General features: G+C 49.4%; 20 protein-coding genes, 1 tRNA gene and 2 pseudogenes. 13 read left to right on the top strand and 10 right to left on the bottom strand.

Going from position 1 to position 17839, the window contains the following annotated elements; all coding sequences use genetic code 11:
* Together ABVN36_RS16770 and ABVN36_RS16765 are read right to left on the bottom strand one after the other, a co-directional pair.
* The coding region (locus ABVN36_RS16770) for a glycosyltransferase (protein WP_198908625.1) at nucleotides 1–641 on the bottom strand (641 nt) is incomplete at its 3' end.
* A complete protein-coding gene (locus ABVN36_RS16765; protein WP_000915523.1) occupies nucleotides 638–1000 on the bottom strand; it encodes a GtrA family protein in 363 nt (120 codons plus the stop codon). The genes ABVN36_RS16770 and ABVN36_RS16765, both read right to left, overlap by 4 nt.
* 740 nt (nucleotides 1001–1740) lie before the next feature.
* On the opposite strand from ABVN36_RS16765, the gene ABVN36_RS16760 reads away from it, so the two are divergent.
* The 3 genes and pseudogenes from ABVN36_RS16760 to ABVN36_RS16750 form a co-directional block, all read left to right on the top strand.
* Nucleotides 1741–2016 (top strand): hypothetical protein, encoded by a 276-nt coding sequence (locus ABVN36_RS16760; protein WP_033903602.1) that lies wholly within the window; start codon nucleotides 1741–1743, stop codon nucleotides 2014–2016.
* Nucleotides 2017–2106: 90 nt separating this feature from the next.
* A pseudogene (locus ABVN36_RS16755) lies at nucleotides 2107–2435 on the top strand (transposase); the annotation flags it as partial.
* A pseudogene (locus ABVN36_RS16750) lies at nucleotides 2416–2648 on the top strand (tyrosine-type recombinase/integrase); the annotation flags it as partial. The pseudogenes ABVN36_RS16755 and ABVN36_RS16750, both read left to right, overlap by 20 nt.
* Nucleotides 2649–2672: 24 nt before the next feature.
* On the opposite strand, the gene ABVN36_RS16745 reads toward ABVN36_RS16750, so the two are convergent.
* A tRNA-Arg gene (locus tag ABVN36_RS16745) sits at nucleotides 2673–2749 on the bottom strand.
* A gap of 254 nt (nucleotides 2750–3003) precedes the next feature.
* Here ABVN36_RS16745 and fimW point away from each other — a divergent pair.
* From fimW to fimZ, 4 genes are all read left to right on the top strand, one after another.
* Nucleotides 3004–3600, top strand: a complete 597-nt coding sequence (fimW, locus tag ABVN36_RS16740) for a fimbria biosynthesis transcriptional regulator FimW (RefSeq protein WP_023138429.1) — start codon at nucleotides 3004–3006, stop codon at nucleotides 3598–3600.
* 161 nt (nucleotides 3601–3761) lie between these two features.
* Nucleotides 3762–4073 (top strand): hypothetical protein, encoded by a 312-nt coding sequence (locus ABVN36_RS16735; protein WP_000226491.1) that lies wholly within the window; start codon nucleotides 3762–3764, stop codon nucleotides 4071–4073.
* 18 nt (nucleotides 4074–4091) lie between these two features.
* Nucleotides 4092–4814: a fimbria biosynthesis regulator FimY gene (gene fimY / locus ABVN36_RS16730; protein ID WP_023138428.1), complete on the top strand. Its 723-nt coding sequence runs from the start codon at nucleotides 4092–4094 to the stop codon at nucleotides 4812–4814.
* Nucleotides 4815–5417: 603 nt separating this feature from the next.
* On the top strand, nucleotides 5418–6050 hold the full coding sequence (gene fimZ / locus ABVN36_RS16725; protein WP_000801272.1) for a fimbria biosynthesis transcriptional regulator FimZ: 633 nt from the start codon (nucleotides 5418–5420) through the stop codon (nucleotides 6048–6050).
* Between the two features lie 45 nt (nucleotides 6051–6095).
* On the opposite strand, the gene sfmF is transcribed toward fimZ, so the two are convergent.
* The 6 genes from sfmF to fimA all read right to left on the bottom strand — a co-directional run bounded on the left by sfmF (nucleotide 6096) and on the right by fimA (nucleotide 12190).
* Nucleotides 6096–6614 (bottom strand): fimbria assembly protein, encoded by a 519-nt coding sequence (sfmF, locus tag ABVN36_RS16720; RefSeq protein ID WP_000603410.1) that lies wholly within the window; start codon nucleotides 6612–6614, stop codon nucleotides 6096–6098.
* Between the two features lie 9 nt (nucleotides 6615–6623).
* The gene (gene fimH / locus ABVN36_RS16715) at nucleotides 6624–7631 is read right to left on the bottom strand and encodes a type 1 fimbria D-mannose specific adhesin FimH (protein WP_023138427.1); all 1008 of its coding nucleotides are present in this window, start codon (nucleotides 7629–7631) and stop codon (nucleotides 6624–6626) included.
* Between the two features lie 14 nt (nucleotides 7632–7645).
* The gene (locus ABVN36_RS16710; RefSeq protein ID WP_023138426.1) at nucleotides 7646–10258 is read right to left on the bottom strand and encodes a fimbrial biogenesis usher protein; all 2613 of its coding nucleotides are present in this window, start codon (nucleotides 10256–10258) and stop codon (nucleotides 7646–7648) included.
* Between the two features lie 30 nt (nucleotides 10259–10288).
* Nucleotides 10289–10981 carry a type 1 fimbria chaperone FimC gene (gene fimC / locus ABVN36_RS16705; RefSeq protein WP_001519112.1) on the bottom strand — a complete coding sequence of 231 codons (693 nt, stop codon included), beginning with the start codon at nucleotides 10979–10981 and terminating at the stop codon, nucleotides 10289–10291.
* Nucleotides 10982–11024: 43 nt separating this feature from the next.
* Nucleotides 11025–11558 (bottom strand): type 1 fimbrial protein subunit FimI, encoded by a 534-nt coding sequence (gene fimI / locus ABVN36_RS16700; RefSeq protein ID WP_000619614.1) that lies wholly within the window; start codon nucleotides 11556–11558, stop codon nucleotides 11025–11027.
* Between the two features lie 74 nt (nucleotides 11559–11632).
* On the bottom strand, nucleotides 11633–12190 hold the full coding sequence (gene fimA, locus ABVN36_RS16695) for a type 1 fimbrial protein subunit FimA (RefSeq protein WP_000681026.1): 558 nt from the start codon (nucleotides 12188–12190) through the stop codon (nucleotides 11633–11635).
* A gap of 546 nt (nucleotides 12191–12736) precedes the next feature.
* Here fimA and folD point away from each other — a divergent pair.
* The 5 genes from folD to ABVN36_RS16670 all read left to right on the top strand — a co-directional run bounded on the left by folD (nucleotide 12737) and on the right by ABVN36_RS16670 (nucleotide 15741).
* A complete protein-coding gene (gene folD, locus ABVN36_RS16690; protein WP_000729165.1) occupies nucleotides 12737–13603 on the top strand; it encodes a bifunctional methylenetetrahydrofolate dehydrogenase/methenyltetrahydrofolate cyclohydrolase FolD in 867 nt (288 codons plus the stop codon).
* 1 nt (nucleotide 13604) lies between these two features.
* A complete protein-coding gene (gene ybcJ, locus ABVN36_RS16685) occupies nucleotides 13605–13817 on the top strand; it encodes a ribosome-associated protein YbcJ (protein WP_000190280.1) in 213 nt (70 codons plus the stop codon).
* A gap of 127 nt (nucleotides 13818–13944) precedes the next feature.
* On the top strand, nucleotides 13945–14490 hold the full coding sequence (locus ABVN36_RS16680; protein ID WP_001143568.1) for a metal-dependent hydrolase: 546 nt from the start codon (nucleotides 13945–13947) through the stop codon (nucleotides 14488–14490).
* Nucleotides 14483–14920 (top strand): STM0539 family protein, encoded by a 438-nt coding sequence (locus ABVN36_RS16675; protein ID WP_023138425.1) that lies wholly within the window; start codon nucleotides 14483–14485, stop codon nucleotides 14918–14920. Before ABVN36_RS16680 ends, ABVN36_RS16675 begins: the two co-directional genes overlap by 8 nt.
* Nucleotides 14917–15741 (top strand): DUF2145 domain-containing protein, encoded by an 825-nt coding sequence (locus ABVN36_RS16670; RefSeq protein ID WP_000819114.1) that lies wholly within the window; start codon nucleotides 14917–14919, stop codon nucleotides 15739–15741. The genes ABVN36_RS16675 and ABVN36_RS16670 overlap by 4 nt, the downstream gene beginning before the upstream one ends.
* Before the next feature lie 43 nt (nucleotides 15742–15784).
* Here the strand turns inward: ABVN36_RS16670 and cysS are convergent, their stop codons facing one another.
* Nucleotides 15785–17170, bottom strand: a complete 1386-nt coding sequence (gene cysS / locus ABVN36_RS16665) for a cysteine--tRNA ligase (protein ID WP_000912376.1) — start codon at nucleotides 17168–17170, stop codon at nucleotides 15785–15787.
* 172 nt (nucleotides 17171–17342) lie between these two features.
* On the opposite strand from cysS, the gene ppiB reads away from it, so the two are divergent.
* Nucleotides 17343–17837: a peptidylprolyl isomerase B gene (gene ppiB / locus ABVN36_RS16660; protein WP_000255991.1), complete on the top strand. Its 495-nt coding sequence runs from the start codon at nucleotides 17343–17345 to the stop codon at nucleotides 17835–17837.
* The last annotated feature ends 2 nt before the right edge of the window (nucleotides 17838–17839 follow it).

The raw sequence follows: 17839 nt of genomic DNA, 5'->3' as shown, positions 1-17839 counted from the left end.
GCCAGATTCCATAATTTCCAGCCGTTGAATTTCGAATCACCGGCCACGCGTTCGGCACGGGCATATTTAACAACATCCGTTTTTCCGCCAACCCAACTGAGCACCCCCTTCATGAACAAGTTGCGTTCAGGCATTTGTTTGATATTTTCGACAACCTCACGACTCATTAACCGGAAATCACCGACGTTCTCTTCAATTTTCGGATTGCTGATTTTATTGTGCAGCTTATAAAACCATTCAGCTGTCTTACGCTTCATGCGCCCGTCAGTTGAGCGGTCTGAGCGCTTAGCCAGCACCATATCTGCGCCAGCCTGCCACTTCTCAATGAGATGGGGGATAACATCTATCGGATCCTGTAAATCGACATCAATAGGAATGACCGCATCCCCGGTTGCATGGTCGAGACCCGCGAAAAGAGCAGGTTCTTTACCGAAGTTTCGCGTAAACGAAAGCGGAATAACGAGTGGATCAGATGCAGCTATTTTGTTAATTATTGATTCAGTCGCATCTTTGCTTCCGTCGTTGATGAAAACAATCTCAACTTCATACGGTTTTAGCTCTTCAAACTCGCGAACCGTTTTATAGAAAATAGGTATCGTGGCTTCTTCATTGAAGACCGGAACGACTAACGAGATTTTCATTTCGCATCCCTAAAGACAATGAACTTTGAATAAATGAATCCGCATATCAGGCTGATAGCTGAAAAGGTGACAAGCGTAAGGAGTGGTGGCAGGGAGCATTTGTCAGCCATCCAGCCAACAACGGCGCTCAGTGTTCCCATAAACCCCACGTACATCATGTAGCGAAGCGTGGTGGTGCTGGCGTTAAAGGTGAAGCGCGCATTGGCATAGAAGCTGAACGATACGGCGATAACAAAACCGGAAAAGTTCGCCAACGCCTGATGCGTATGCATCCCATACACACAAAAAGCAAATACGCCCCAATGAATAAGCGTGTTAAGAACACCGATCGATGTGTACTTAGCGAATAACTTCAACATTATGAAAATCAGCGGATTCGGAAAGGTCTGGAGTGTAGCACTACAAATTGCTTTGATCGATAAAGACGATCAATAATCATTTGTTTAATAGTTTTTACATATAGTAATTACTTAAATTGATTGTTAAAATAGATAGATTGATATTGGAAAATACTTTGAATTACAGTGAGTTTGATGATTACCTGGTGATTTGGGACATACAAAGCTTTGCATGTTTCTCGAAGGTAGGTCGTGTGTTCGCATTGATGACAGGATAACTTGTTGGCTTAAACGGCGGTTACAGAAACTTCTAAGCCGTGGACTCAGGCTCTAATCCAGCATATCAATAACTTTAAAATCAATTGGTTATACTTGTTTTGGTTTCTTTTTTATCCCACTCTCTACTGGGGATTATGCGCTGCTGGCATGCAGATCATCAGAGGAATGTCGCTAGCGTTTTTCAGGGTGTAGATAAAACCGAATTAACAGATGAGAGAGACACTATTGTAGTAGCCTCTACCTATGCGTAGAAATGTATCATCGGCCCATGAGATGCGACTAAATTTGGCGTCATGCCGAATGCCGGGAGTACATTTGATAATAAGCAGTATATTGAGGCTACAGAAAGCGTAAAAAAATGTATTTTGCCAGTAGCGGAATCTTACTCATCAAAAATCTCTCTAGTGCACCGTTGCATCTCCGAAATTGGCGGTCATGCGATATTACGACAGACAGGCACGGATATCACTGCCTGATCATTTTTGTCTATTGAGACTATCACGTGGCCGGATGTGAGAATCATCGGTGGGGTTATCGAGAACCTAGATATCTATCAGTTAACCGAAACTACAGCCATTTACTCCAGTTTCACACAGAATTGCAATGCTGATAATGTGCGCACGTTTGGTGGATATAACGGGATTTTCTTCATGGCGCTGGCAACAGGAACTAAAGGGGGCAACTTTGACGGGGTTTTCAATAATGTCTGTCGATTGGAGACGCGTTTCATTGGCCCTGTAGAAGAGAAGGAAAAATAAAACAAGGTGCATCTACGTTTTGTTGAGAGACTGTAATTTAAATTGTGTATCTGCCTGTTTTTGATATATTCATTCCGATAACGAGGACAGGTAAATTGCGGTGATGGCGAGATTGAACTGAACACGCCGCGTGACCGTGAAAACACCTTCAAACCTCAGTTGATTAAGAAGAACCAGACGCGGCTCACACAGATGGACAGCCAGATTTTATCGCTGTATGTCAAAGGCATGGTCACGCGCGAAATCTCCGCCACCTTCAAAGAAATGTACGACGCCGATGTGTCGCTCACATTGATATCCAAAGTCACAGCATCATAAACAAAGCCGTCTTCCTCGCGCCGGGTATCAACACCGAAGGCCAGAAAGCGCAGCCGGGTATGTGGCTGGGCGAAAATAAAAATAGAAGACTTTCGCTTTCACGGCCTTAGGCACACATGGGCAAGCTGGTTAATTCAATCAGGAGTTCCACTGTCAGTGCTTTAGGAAATGGGGGATGGAAATCTATTGAAATGGTTCACAGATATGCTCACCTTGTGCCTAATCATTTAACGGAACACGCGAGGGAAATAGACGACATTTTTGGTGATGATGTCCCAAATATGTCCCATATGGAAAATAAGGAGGAAATAAAGAAGCGTAACGCGTTGATTTATAAGTGGCGCGCCCTGCAGGATTCGAACCTGCGACCCACGGCTTAGAAGGCCGTTGCTCTATCCAACTGAGCTAAGGGCGCCTTGTGAAGTGAAGACTTCATGTAGACGAAACGCGAGAATTATACGGTCAGGCACTCCTGAGTCAATGGCTTTTGTTCTGGTTGCTGACTAAGTGTACGAATATCGTCTTTTCTGGCGCAATGCCAGGTTCCAGGAAATCGCCTGGACACATCTCAGCACGCATAAAGTGGGAATTAAGGCCGCCAGTATTTAGATAATCAATCAGTTTCTTTAATATTTCACCATGATTCACCTGCCGTGTAGGATATTTTTTATGCTGAGTATCGCTATTAAGGAACAAAACAGTCACTTTGAGCATGGTTTGAAAATCATCATGACGCGTCTGGCGAATCAATGGCAACAGAAAATTGACTTTCTGCCGCCAGAAAAGATAGATAATGCCGATATCGCTTTCCTGGCCCTGGATGATGATTGGTTCAGCGCAGGCTGTTACCAGATACCTATGCATACCCAACATCAGCTACGGGTGATTATTTGTAATAAATGCGATAAAGAAAAGCTCATGTTCAGACCATGTCTGTATATGCTGCCGCATATTTATCGGGAAGATGATGTTAAAGAAATTACCCGGAAAATGATATTGATCTTACATAAACGAGCGCTTCGACATAGCGTCCCTTCTGGCATTTGCCACTACTGCACGACTCGTCATTTTTCAGTAACAGAACGTCACCTGTTAAAACTGATCGCCAGCGGTTATCATTTAAGCGAAACGGCTGCTTTACTTTCACTTTCTGAAGAGCAGACAAAGTCACTCCGCCGGAGCATTATGCGAAAATTACATGTTAAAACGGAGCAGCAGTTTTTAAAGTATATTAGAGTTAACCTTCATTTCTTACTCAGTAAGTAAACTCACTTAACTTTTTACAAGGCTTACGAAATATCTCACCAATAATTAAGTAACGATACCTACAGGCATTTTTTTAACGCTGCCACAATGATGCCCATAATATCCTGATAGATTCAGGGGTCGAAAATATATGGCTGCATCATAAATGCCTGGAGGAGTGTTTGGTGGCACAGGGTACTTTATTAAAGGAAAGGATAAATCCCCCACACCTGGCGTCTTCGCCAACACGTCATTTATATCTCAACAGCGGATTGTTAAAATCTGAGCCAATCGTTCATCTCTCAACTGCGCAATTAATCGGCTATGAGGTCCTGACGCAACTTCCGTCAGAACATGATAGCGAAGTTTTTTTTCAGCAGTTAATGCTGATGGAAGGCATTGAAACATCAGAGCAACGAAGCATTGCTTTTTACGCTGGTGCAACGATGGGACAAGGTTATTTATGGCCAGCCATATTACCAGATATATATTAGAGCAATGGAAAAAGCAGGATGCGCAGCGTACCACGCAGGGAAAGACACCGCCGTTTAAGAAATGCCAAAGACTGCGCCTGCCGTTATCACTCTCCAACGCCGCAGATATTTGATCGCCTTGAGTTACTGGACCAACAGCTTAATTATGCCTTGCCGGTTGGTATCATTTCCCAGGCAATAATTACAACTGATAACTACCTCGGCTATTCATTGAGTCACTACTTATTTTCCGGAAAACGTACCGCTGCATTCCGCTCATTAGATGACATTTCTTTGTGGATTGAAAAGGGGTCGCTCAGACAACTGATTGTAGATATGGAGGCGCTACCTGTCTCCTGTATTGAGGCGCTTAACCAGCTACGCGCGCTCAGTTGGCAACAAAGCGATATCCAGATTTACCTGCTGGTATCAGATAAAACCCCCGCTATAACACAGTTTATCCGTATGGCTGGGCGTTTTTTTGTCCTGTCGCGACGACAAAATCTGGCCTCTGTACGCGAAGCCTTGTTATCAGCCGCCGAACCTCGCTTATCGGAAAGCTTTAGCCGTACTGACTGGTTGATGATTGAAACTTTAGCGCAAGGTGCCTCTTTAAAAGAAATAGCACGTCAGCAAAGCGTACCTTATCATCGTGTAGTTTACCGGCTTAAACAACTTATCACCCTCCTTAACCTTCCCCACAGGCAAAGCTTTCTTCGGCTGCTCCAGCAGCTAAACGTTACTTTCCACGATATTTTTTAACGGAGTAACGTTTTGGTGAATAAGATTTTTTAAGAAATTACTTATTTTCACTTCCATTAAATGTAAATATTTCACATAAAATTAATATTTACAACTCGTCCTGGTAAGCGATAAAAAATTTTTTCTTACATCGTCCCCTGTTCCTCCTCGTTTTTCGAGGTCTCCAGCGTCAACATCTTTCTGTTATTACATAACAAATACTAAACAATTAGTCTTTCATATTATTTTTATACTTAAAAACAACAGTTTAAACTGCTCAATGTCAACTCTAAAGAAAATAGCTCCACCACGAACAAATTTTCTATAACGTCACAGAATATCCTACCCGCTATCCATAATTCGCATTTCGCAAGACTTTTCCGAGAAATCAGACCAGGTATAATCCATATTGTTTTTACTTAATCAGAAATTTCTTTTTTGTTGGTGCGAAATGGATATTCCACATATTTATTACTCTTACGAAAAATAGCCAGTCAACAGGGAGGTCTCATTCTTTATTATTGCTCCACTGTGTGGTGTGTAGATCTGGCTATTTCACAATCTTTAAGGTGTCTGACGCTTATTCTAAAACGAAGGACGCATAACAGTCTGAGGCATACAACAATGAAACCTGCATCTGTTATCATTATGGACGAACACCCTATTGTAAGAATGTCGATCGAAGTTTTACTCGGTAAAAATAGCAATATTCAGGTTGTCCTGAAAACGGATGATAGCCGAACAGCGATAGAGTATCTGCGCACTTATCCTGTTGACCTTGTCATTCTGGATATTGAATTACCGGGCACCGACGGCTTTACCTTACTTAAACGAATCAAATCTATCCAGGAACATACCCGGATACTTTTTTTATCGTCGAAATCAGAGGCTTTTTATGCCGGAAGAGCAATAAGAGCGGGCGCAAACGGATTTGTAAGTAAACGCAAAGACCTCAATGATATTTATAATGCGGTAAAAATGATTTTATCCGGCTATTCTTTTTTCCCATCTGAGACGCTTAATTTCATCAGTAATACCCGTCCCCCCAAAGGCGGGCACCATGATATGCCACTATCTAACCGCGAAGTTACCGTGCTGCGCTATCTGGCCAATGGAATGTCTAACAAAGAAATTGCCGAGCAACTTTTATTGAGTAACAAGACTATCAGCGCGCATAAGGCCAATATATTTTCTAAACTTGGCCTTCACTCTATCGTTGAGCTTATCGATTACGCCAAATCACACGAATTATTGTAAATGTACTCCCGACGAATTATCGTTCGGGAGCCACAATAACGGACACTAATTGTAATTGATCAGGAAGGTCGCATCCGCGTTAGCAAGTCCGGGCTGCACGCCATCGGCTAAGGCGATATAGTTCGCATAGAATTTCAGGGTAGCATTGCCGTTGTTGTCAATATCGACGGCCTTGCTGGCCTGTTCAAGCGGCAAGCGACGTTGATCGCCATCGCGAATTTCAATCGCCAGTTTTTGCGCCATTGCCGTATCAGCAAGCGCCAGTAATGCCGTGCCGGGCGCTGGCGTCCCGGAAAACGTTATAGACGCCGACCCCGGCGGGCAGCCTTCAAGTTTTAGGCTAAAGGCTACCGGTTGCGTGGCGTCACCGGCGGCGTGAAGCTGTTTTGTCGGCCAGGTGCCGAGGTTAACCGATTTGTTACTGTCGCCCGCCACCACGGCGCAGGTAAAATCCACCACGTTACCGCGCAGTTCAATATTCACTTCGCCCAGAGATGAGTTGGCCTGACTCAGCGGGCTGAACAAAACACAACCAATAGTGATGAAAACGCGCCGAAGGATCATTATACCTCCTTAATCATAATCGACTCGTAGATAGCCGCGCGCAGTAAACGGCCCTTCCACCGGTTTATTCCCCGTCACGCTGATCGGCCAGGCGCGAATACCTACGCGAGCGGCGGCGTTATCATCAAGATGAAACGGAATTTTACTCGACAAATTATTGGGTGTGAGCGGCGTACCGTTGCTATTAGCAACTACAAAGCCTAAATCCGGATTATCGGACACCATCGCCTGCCCTGAGGCCTTTTCGGCTTCAAGCCGCATCGATAAATAGGCCTGCGCCGCGACGTTGGTACATTTAATAGCGATAGTTTTCGTTTGCGGCGTGACGCCTTGCGGACGATTACCCGCCCCCGCCTGACTAAATAACGACGCGCCGATATCGCCGAAATCAAACTCCACGACCTGTCCGGCATTCACTTCACAGTTTTGCGGTACTTCCACTTTGCCGCTGTAGCTAATGGTATACACCGGCGTGCTCAACGCGTCGCCGGTAGAGGTCGTCACATAGACAGTAAACATTGTCTGGCGAGGGATCGTCACCATATTAATAAAAGGCCGTATCACTTTTAATTTAAAAACCAGCTTTGAGTCCTGCACGCCAAACGGCTTTTGCTGCGACACGTTAGAGTCGACGCCCATGAGAATATAGTTACGGGGCGGATAAAATACGCCAGCGACACTATCGGTGATGCTCATCGCGCCCAGAAGGTAGTCATTCAGCTTGAGGTATTTAAAATTTCCTTCGGTGCTTTGTACCGGTAATTCTGATACATAGCTTCGGTAGGTATAATTTACCGTTGTCCCCGCCGGGCACGTCGCGTTTACGCCGACCCAACCTGATTTTTCCGGCAGCGTCACCACCTGTCCCGGCTGATTATTGCCGCTGGTGAAAACATCTGACAGGTCGTAAAAGATATCGGTCACCGTCCCGTTTGAATTGCGGCAAACCGTCGCCAGCGCGGGATGGGTGAAAAAGAGCGCGGTCCCCGCCAGCAATAGCGCTGAGTATATTTTCATCTCTATTTTTCCTTTTATGACGACGGACGGATACAGGTCGCGCTGGCTATCGTGATCGCCTGCTTTAAGCTGTCCTCCGCCAGGGCGTAAGGGGCGATACAACGCGCGTTTTTCCCCTCTCCCCACTGGATGAACAGTTCACCTTTTAGCGGCAAGCCGCTCAGATAAATTTGCCCGTCATCGCCGACCATACTGGTAATGCCGCTGGCGGTTTCTCGTACTATCGCGCCAAACGGTAACGGACGTCCGCCAAGCCTCGCGGTAATGATTGCCCTTACGCCTATCCGCGTATCAAAAGCAGCCCGCACCAGCGCGCCCTCTGTCGGCACTACGCTGCTGACGTTATTTTCGACATCGGTATGGTTGTCCATCGTGTTGGTATCTAACGCGACGCGGTTATAGCGATATACCGTGGCGTAGGGCATTACCGCATAACCCCGCCAGTCCGTTTTCACGCCGGTCTGGTTTTCGATGCGCACGCCTTTCGCTCCCGGCGCTTTAATCAAGACATTGGTATCGCCCAACGGTTGGCTAAACGTAATACCATCCGCATGACCGACCACGCCGCCGGAAAGTTGCCAGTTATAGTCATGATGATCGCGATCGTAGTTATATCCCACGCCCAGCGTGCCATACGTCGCCTGCCAGCTAGCGCTGGCGCTGCCGCTATAACCATTGGTACTGCTACGACCCTGCGTCACGCTGTAGCTCAGATTACGTCCTTCCAGAAGCGTGCCGCCCACGCCGGTCTGCCAGCTATTGTCGCCGTCGCGGTTGCGGTTGGCGTTAAACGTGGCATAAGTACGATCAAGAATAGTGTCGCGCGCATAGCGCCGTCCGGTCAGAACGCTAAACGGAACGGACATATTGAATGCCAGAATGCGATCGGCGCCTGAGATCCCCACCGACTCGCTCCACGACCATGACAGCGAATAACTTATGCCTTGCCATCCACTGGCGTATCCCAGTTGATACCAGGTATTGGTATCCGCCGTATTCCAGTAATTTTGTTGACTGCCGGAAAGATACAGTGACCCGTAATCCCCCAGGTTTTGCGAAATATTGACCTGAAAGCGGCCTTTTTTGCTGTAACGGAGATTGTGGTAGCTCTGCGCCACCGGCACTTTATGGCGGCGTCCGTCGCTATCGTATTCGTAGTCGTACCCTTCCATACTGCGGTATGCCACATCATCCAGGGTGTAAAATCCGCGCGTGGAATAGCGGTAGCCCAGCAATTGAAAATTAGTCCCGTAATTATTCAGCGATTTGGCGTACAGAAAACGCAACGATTGCCCCTGATGGGTGCTGTCATCTGCCAGTTGGCTACGCGCATGTGTGACATCGACCGACACGGCTCCCCAGTCGCCCAAATTTCGCCCCGCCCCGACCACCACAGCACGGTAACGATCGGCAAGTTGCGTACCGCCGTAAGCCGTCAGCCCCGCAGGCAGGCCGGCAATCACCGTTCCCTGGAAAAAGAATGGCGAAGACTGCTGACTATTGCCGCTGCGAAAATCCCCGGCCACCAGGTCATACTTCACCCTGCCCTCACGCTGCAATAGCGGAACGGTAGAGTAAGGCACCGTGTAACGTTGTTGGCTACCGTCTTTTTCATCTACCGTCACCTCAAGGTCGCCGCTGGAAGAGGTAGGATTAAGATCGGTAATCGCAAACGCGCCCGGCGACACATAGCTTTGGTAGATAACATACCCGTTCTGTCGTATCGTCAGCTTTGCCGCCGTCCGGGCGATCCCTCTGACCGTGGGGGCGTAGCCCTGCAGGCTATCGGGATACATATTGTCAGAAGAGTACAGCCGCGCTCCGCGAAAGCCGACGCTGTCGAAAACATCGTTCCCGGTATTGCTGTCCCCCATGACCAGTTCGCTTTTTAGCGGAATGATGGCGCGCTGTACCCAAGTGCCAATGTTGTTCCAGCGTTGCGAATGATAGCCGTCCCCTTTCGAATAGTTCCAGGCTCCGTTATTACGCAGCCGCCAGGGGCCATAGTTCAACCCGCTCAGCAGACTCAAAAAATAGCTATCGCTGTCTGTTCCGCGGCTACCGGTAAAACTGTAATTAATGAGTGCGGCAGGTATCCCTTCATCCCACTCTTCCGGCGGGATATAGCCACGCGCGCTGTTGAGCAATGACGCCTGCGGCAAGCTAATATTTAAGCGCATCGACGCGAAATCGAACGCGACCTCCGCGCCCGGGATTTTCTCAGGAAGGTGAATACACGTGGTATCGACGCCTTTATCTGAGACAGGGAACGCCGCGGTATTCACGCCCAGCCGTTTAATCCACTCCGGTGTAAAACAAGGCATCAGGCCGCCGGATTTATCGCCGGTGCCCACGGCGCCCGCCTCAAAACGAATATCCTGCGTCGCTACGAATTCGTCGTTACGCCAGATATCCACCCGGTAAATACCGGGCGGCTGATGATTACCTTTTTCAAAGCGAGATAAATCCGCCACGGACGCGGTATCCGCCGACAAAAACGCAGGGTTGAAATAACTTTCGCCGCGGCTCGTCAGCGGACACAGCGCCGCCAGCACCGACAGCGCCACGCCGCTTAACGGTGATACATAGCCGGGAAATCGCCCTGCAAACCAGGTTGTCTTCTTCATCGTGTTCTCGTGTGGCTTCACGCTCTCTGCTTAACCGAGACTGGCCGTTGTCGCCGACGTCAATGCGCCGTAATCATTGACGGTCTGAAATGTCACGCTGCCCTGCGCGCCAGTCGGTAAGGGAATTTGCATGTCGCTTTTTGGCGCGATCATCACGTTATCAATCTTTTTCGCGCCCACGCTGATATTGACCAGCGTGAGGTAATAAGCAGATGGGTTGGTTATCTTGAGATGGTTGCCGACACGGGAAAATTTCAGCAAGGTCGGCGCGTCTTCCGGCGTCTGCGGCAAATTCGCCGGACGCACGAACAGTTTGATGCGCGACAGAATCGCCAGTTGCAGAACGTTTTTTCCTTCAATATGACTTTTATCGACCGACGGGATGGCTTTCACGTTCATCCAGAATAACGACTCCCGATCCCCGGGTAGCGGTTGCCCGGCGTAGATAATACGCAGCGTGTTTTCGCTTTTGGGTTCGCTGACGAATAAAGGCGGCGTAACGATAAACGTTTTTTCTTTCTGCCCGGCGCTATTTTCGATCCATGAATTGACGAGGTAACGTTCTTGAGTATCGCTATTACTGATTGCCAGAGAAGTCTGTTTCGCCGCCGAGGGATAAATAACGCGCGTGGCGCCCAATGCAATCCCCCCCGCCGCCTGTACGTTCAGCGAAGTAAATAACGTGAGAAGAACAATAAAGCCTAATTTTATACTATTCAGCATGGTAAAAAATACCTTTTGCATTGAGTCACGTCGGCAAGAAAATTCATGGGTAAACCAGCGTAAACCACACTTCTGAATGAATTCGTCCCGGCGTCATATTTTCTGAAATTGCCCGATAGCGGGCGGTAAAATGCAAAGTCATTTCTGACGTTAAAATGGGCGTGTAATGAAGCGGTAACGTGTTAGGTATGATTTGCCGCTGCTGGTCATCAAATAATGCCAGGCCGATTCCGGCATTACCGATACCCTCGCCGCTGGCCAGAAAAACATGGGGATCTTCCGCAGGCGTAACGCCGGCAAACGCAATGCCGACATGACGCCAGACCTCCGCGCTACAGGAGATTAACCGTAACGAAAATGGAACGCTGACGGGAGCGAAGCTGCCAGGACCGGTAAACGCATTCGTGCGGTACTGTCCCATCAGTACGCGCAAATCCTGGCTTTCTGTGGCGACAGCGCAGCCGCCATTGACCAGTTGTCCGCGCAGGTGAATACGCCCGCTCTCCACCATTACCGGCTGCGCAATAACGGGCGACATCAAAACAAGCCCCACTAGCGCCGCGCCTTTCCTTATCATCTGCTATGTTCTCTTTTATCCCCGATAGCCTCTTCCGTTGAGGCGCCTCCCTTCCCTGGCGTTCCCAGACGGGATTATTCGTATTTCATGATAAAGGTGGCGTCGGCATTAGCCTGGCCTGGCGTCGTGGCGGTGGCGGTTGCCTTATAGCGTGCGGTAAAACGCAGCGTATTGGTGCCTTCAACCAGCGCCTGCTTCGCCGAGAAGGTTGCGCCGTCCGGTTTCAACGGTGAGGAGGTGTTATCAAGAATCTCAATCCCGACGCCGGTTGCGGTAGTGCTATTGTCCGCAGAGGAGACAGCCAGCAAATTAGGGTTGGTGTTATCTGCCTGACCAGAGAAAGCCACGGCAGCGGTAGCCGCCACTTTCGGATCGCAGTCATTCAGGACGATGGAGAAAGGCACCTGCGCGGTCGTATCATCAATCGCCGTAAAGCTGGCGGTACGGTATTGACCCAGCGTCACCGTTTGATCGGCGGATTTAGTGCTAACGGCACAGGCTGCATTAACCAGTTTACCTTCGAAATGAATAGTACCGCCACTCACGCTCACCGGAGTAGGATCAGCCGCAACCGCTGCGCCAGCGACAAACATCAGACTCGCAATAGTAGAGGTCATTAATTTATGTTTCATGGATTTCCCTTGAATTACACACACCCGGTTTCGGCATCCTGTCGGCTCCGTTTGAATTATTATCGACATAGCATGTCAGAAAAGTTATCTCTGCATCCTGTAAAGATAGATATCGCAGATTAATTAGTTTTCTGTTTCTCCCCTGAGTATCAGACGCAGTAATTAATCTTTGCGAATATGACATTTCGTCACGGTAATAAATTAAACATTTCGCTAAATAAAAAATAGCCGCAAACTCTTTTAATGACCTAAGCTAATTCTTATTGGGATATAAGAAGGGTCTAATCTTATTTTGTATAAAATGTCGCATTATGCCGCCCGATGCTATTAACGACGAGGGATTACGGTAACCATAGCCAGGGTGATGAATTGTTTCTTTTTGGTTAATCATGGCGCGCTTACGGGTCACGTCTCAGTATCGTCAACGGACGGGGGAGACGTCGCGTTTGCATCGGAAACACAAACGTTAACTGACAGCGAGGCCCGCTTCTGACAAAATAGCGTCATCCCCTTTGACTTGAAGTAACAGATGGAATCTTCTCTCTGATGGCAGCAAAGATTATTGACGGTAAAACGATTGCGCAGCAGGTGCGATCTGAGGTTGCTCAAAAAGTTCAGGCACGCGTCGCAGCAGGGCTTCGCGCTCCCGGCCTGGCTGTGGTGTTGGTCGGCAGCAATCCGGCCTCACAGATTTATGTCGCAAGCAAACGTAAAGCGTGCGACGAAGTGGGGTTCGTCTCCCGCTCCTATGACCTGCCAGAAACCACCAGCGAAGCCGAACTGCTGGCGCTTATCGATACTCTGAATGCAGATAACACGATCGACGGTATTCTGGTGCAGTTGCCTTTACCGGCAGGTATCGACAACGTTAAAGTGCTGGAGCGTATCGCGCCAGATAAAGACGTAGACGGTTTTCATCCTTATAACGTCGGTCGTCTGTGCCAGCGTGCACCGCGCCTACGTCCCTGTACGCCCCGCGGTATTGTGACCCTGCTTGAGCGTTACAATATTGATACCTACGGCCTGAATGCGGTGGTCATTGGCGCGTCCAATATCGTTGGACGCCCAATGAGCATGGAGCTGCTGCTGGCTGGCTGTACGACTACCGTTACGCACCGCTTTACCAAAGATCTGCGTCACCATGTCGAGCATGCTGATTTGCTCATTGTCGCCGTAGGTAAACCGGGCTTTATTCCCGGCGAATGGATTAAAGAAGGCGCAATTGTGATTGATGTCGGTATTAACCGTCTGGAAAATGGCAAGGTCGTTGGCGACGTCGTGTTTGACGAAGCCGCGGCGCGCGCGTCATACATCACGCCAGTACCGGGCGGCGTCGGCCCGATGACGGTCGCCACGCTTATCGAAAACACGCTGCAGGCGTGCATTGAATATCACGATCCACAAGGAAAATAACATGGCGACATTCTCTTTAGGCAAGCACCCGCACGTCGAGCTGTGCGATCTGCTCAAGCTGGAAGGCTGGAGCGAAAGCGGCGCGCAGGCGAAAATCGCCATTGCCGACGGGTTGGTGAAGGTTGATGGCACGGTTGAAACGCGTAAGCGCTGCAAAATTGTCGCCGGGCAAACCGTTAGCTTTGAAGGCCAAAGTGTGAACGTCGTGGCCTGATACAGAGTGCCGGATAGCGACGCAAAGCGTCTTATCCGGCCTGATTACGCTGTCTTTTCAGATAATCATCCACTTAATCCTCTGCGTTCCAACTGCTAGCATGGCTATTTCCCTGTGAACGATCGCTATGCCTACCGTTATCACCCACGCCGCCGTTCCTCTGTGTCTTGGCGCAGGCTTAGGCCTGAAAGTTATCCCTCCTCGCCTGCTGTTTGCCGGTGTTGTGCTGGCGATGCTCCCCGATGCCGACGTGCTGGCCTTTAAATTTGGCATCGCCTACGGCAACGTATTTGGCCATCGCGGATTTACCCACTCTTTACTTTTCGCATTCGTCCTCCCCCTGTTGTGCGTACTCGCGGGACGACGATGGTTTCGAGCGGGGCAGGTGCGCTGCTGGCTGTTTTTAACCGTTTCATTGTTGTCGCACAGCCTGCTGGATTCGATCACCACGGGTGGTAAAGGCGTCGGATGGCTGTGGCCGTGGTCAGATGAACGTTTTTTTGCGCCCTGGCAGGTGATTAAAGTCGCGCCGTTCGCGCTTTCAAGCTACATCACGCCGTATGGACATCAGGTCATTCTCTCAGAATTGCTGTGGGTGTGGTTGCCGGGAAGTATTTTAGTGTTATTTCTATGGGTACTTAAAACGCATATTAAAAGGAATCAATATGAATAAAATGACATTCGCCGCCGCGGTCATCTGTTTCTCATTTTCCCACGCCAGCTATAGCGAAGAAATGTCTGCCACTGGCTGGTATGCGGCATCGTCTGCGGTTGTCAGCGTGGGCAGTTCCGCACTGGTTAGCGGAATTATACTCTCCCCCGTACTGCTGCCGCTCAACCTGAGCATTGGATCTGTTGTCGAAAATAAAAAGCAAAAAACCGCGCTGTTAACCACTAAGTCCCCCGATAACAAAGACATTAAAATGCAAGTTCCGCTAAATGTCGTCAAAGAAGGCAACCTCAAAGCAGGTGATAAAGTCACTCTGGAAAAAACGCAGGAAGGCACCGGCGCTTATTTGAAAAAAGAGGGCAAGGTCCTTGCCCATATGGTAAATCAGGACGACGCAGGACTTTCCAGCAACCAGACGGTACCGACAAAATGAAGCGGTTCGCGTTTGCCCTGTGGCTCAGCGCAATCTCGCTCAACGCTTATGCAGACAGTGCTAACTGTCACCAAAAAGCAAACACGCCGGAGAGCATCGCAGCGACAATGGATCAGGCGCTACAGCTCAAACAACAGCTTAACAGTCAACCCGATCCGGTCGTCATTCTGGTTCGCCAGGGGCAAGATATGTCGAGCCGACATTTAACCTGGTCACATGCTGGCTATGCCATGCGCCAGCCAAACGGAGACTGGCGGGTTTACCATAATCTGAATACTTGCGGAACCGCTGAATCAGCGCTCTATATACAAGGTCTGTATGAGTTTCTGGCTGATGACCTGGTGAATCAGAGCATTGCCGTTTTGCGCCCGCGTTCAGATATCGCGACGGCATTACAAACGCTCTTACATAGCGCTATCAAACTCAATCTCTTCCACAGTCCCCGCTATAACCTGATTGCGTGGCCTTTTTCCGGCCCTTATCAGAATTCGAATGGCTGGCTTCTCGAAGTATTTGCGCGAGCAAACGATGCGCAGGTTTGGTCACGTAATGATGCCCGCCGCTGGTTGCAGCTTCAGGGTTATCAACCCTCTATCGTTAGTGCTGGCACTTTTGAACGATTAGGCGCAAAACTGTTCACCCCTAACGTTTTCACCGACGATCAGCCAGCAGAATTGCTGCGAAAAGGAAATGTGGGGCTAAACAGCGGCGACAGCGTCATCCGCTTTATTGCCCATTACAGCCGGGCAATACCCGGGTGTGAACATCAGAATCTGGGGGAGTCGGTGTGTGTTTATCTTTCGCCCGGTGCGAAAAAATAAAAAACAGGCCGTTCTATGCAAATAGAGCGGCCTGTAAAAGCGCTTACTTACGCCGCCAGGTGGTGCCCTGCGGGCCATCTTCCAGAATAATACCCATTTCAGCGAGACGATCGCGCGCCGCGTCCGCCGCCGCCCAGTCTTTCGCTTTACGGGCATCCAGACGCTGTTGAATCAAGGCTTCAATTTCCGCAACTTCACCGTCATCCGCCTGCGCGCCGCTTTGCAGGAAAACATCCGGCTCCTGCTCCAGCAGTCCCAGCACGCCAGAAATCTTCCGCAGATGAGACGCCATCGCATTCGCGGCGGTCATATCCTCGCCCTTCAGACGGTTGACTTCACGCGCCATATCAAACAGGACGGAGTAGGCTTCCGGCGTGTTGAAATCGTCATTCATCGCCTCCACGAAACGCGCTTCAAACGCCTCGCCGCCCGCCGGGGCCGCTGATTTATCCGTTCCACGCAATGCAGTGTATAACCGCTCCAGCGAGGCGCGCGCCTGCTTGAGGTTCTCTTCGCTGTAGTTCAGTTGGCTACGGTAATGCCCGGACATCAGGAAGTAGCGCACGGTTTCCGCATCGTAGTATTTCAGCACGTCGCGCACGGTAAAGAAGTTGCCCAGCGATTTGGACATCTTCTCGCGATCCACCATCACCATACCGGAGTGCATCCAGTAGTTGACGTATTCGCCGTCATGCGCGCAGGTAGACTGGGCAATCTCGTTTTCATGGTGCGGGAACATCAGATCGGAACCGCCGCCGTGAATATCAAAATGGTTGCCCAACTGCTTGCAGTTCATCGCCGAACATTCAATGTGCCAGCCCGGACGCCCTTCTCCCCACGGCGACGGCCAGCTCGGCTCGCCCTCTTTCGACATTTTCCACAGCACGAAGTCCATCGGGTTACGCTTCACGTCAACGACATCCACGCGCGCGCCCGCCTGAAGCTGCTCAAGATCCTGACGGGAAAGCTGCCCATAAGTCGGATCGGTCGGTACATCGAACATCACATCGCCGTTATCCGCCACATAGGCGTGCCCTTTCTCGATTAAGGTGCGGGTGAGCTCGATAATTTCCTGAATATGGTGCGTCGCACGCGGCTCGCTGTCCGGACGCAGAATATTCAGCGCGTCGAAGTCCTGATGCATTTCCGCAATCATTCTGTCGACCAGCGCGACAAAACTTTCGCCGTTTTCATTGGCGCGTTTAATAATTTTATCGTCGATATCGGTAATGTTACGCACATACTTCAGCTTATAACCGAGAAAACGCAAATAGCGCGCGACAACGTCAAAAGCGACAAACGTGCGTCCGTGACCAATGTGGCAGAGATCGTAAACGGTGATACCACACACGTACATGCCGACTTCCCCGGCATGAATGGGTTTGAATTCCTCTTTTTGGCGCGTCAGTGTATTAAAAATTTTTAACATCGAAGATTCCGTATAGACGTGTGTGGGTAATAATCTCCGTATGATACATATTATTCGTAATCGAAGCAGCACACTTTGCAAGGTGATCGCAGCTTACGGTTATGCTATAACAAGCCCCTATATGTGCCCCATTGCGGGCTAAAGCACCACTCTCTTGGAACAGGATGCAAAAATGGTTACTTTCCACACTAATCACGGCGATATCGTAATCAAAACCTTTGATGATAAAGCGCCTGAAACAGTTAAAAACTTCCTGGACTACTGCCGCGAAGGTTTTTACAACAACACCATTTTCCACCGTGTGATTAACGGTTTTATGATTCAGGGCGGCGGCTTTGAGCCGGGCATGAAACAGAAAGCCACCAAAGAGGCGATCAAAAACGAAGCCAACAATGGTCTGAAAAATACCCGTGGTACGCTGGCGATGGCGCGTACTCAGGCGCCACATTCGGCTACCGCGCAATTCTTCATCAACGTGGCAGACAACGACTTCCTAAACTTCTCCGGCGAAAGTCTGCAGGGCTGGGGCTACTGCGTCTTTGCGGAAGTCGTAGAAGGTATGGACGTGGTAGATAAAATCAAAGGCGTCGCCACTGGCCGTAGCGGTATGCACCAGGACGTACCAAAAGAAGACGTCATCATTGAAAACGTGACCGTCAGCGAGTAATC

The sequence above is a fragment of the Salmonella sp. SJTUF15581 genome (assembly GCF_043356775.1).
GTDB lineage: Bacteria > Pseudomonadota > Gammaproteobacteria > Enterobacterales > Enterobacteriaceae > Salmonella > Salmonella enterica.
The sequence above is the reverse complement of the archived record's forward strand: the minus strand, read 5'-3'. Positions and strand labels throughout refer to the sequence as shown.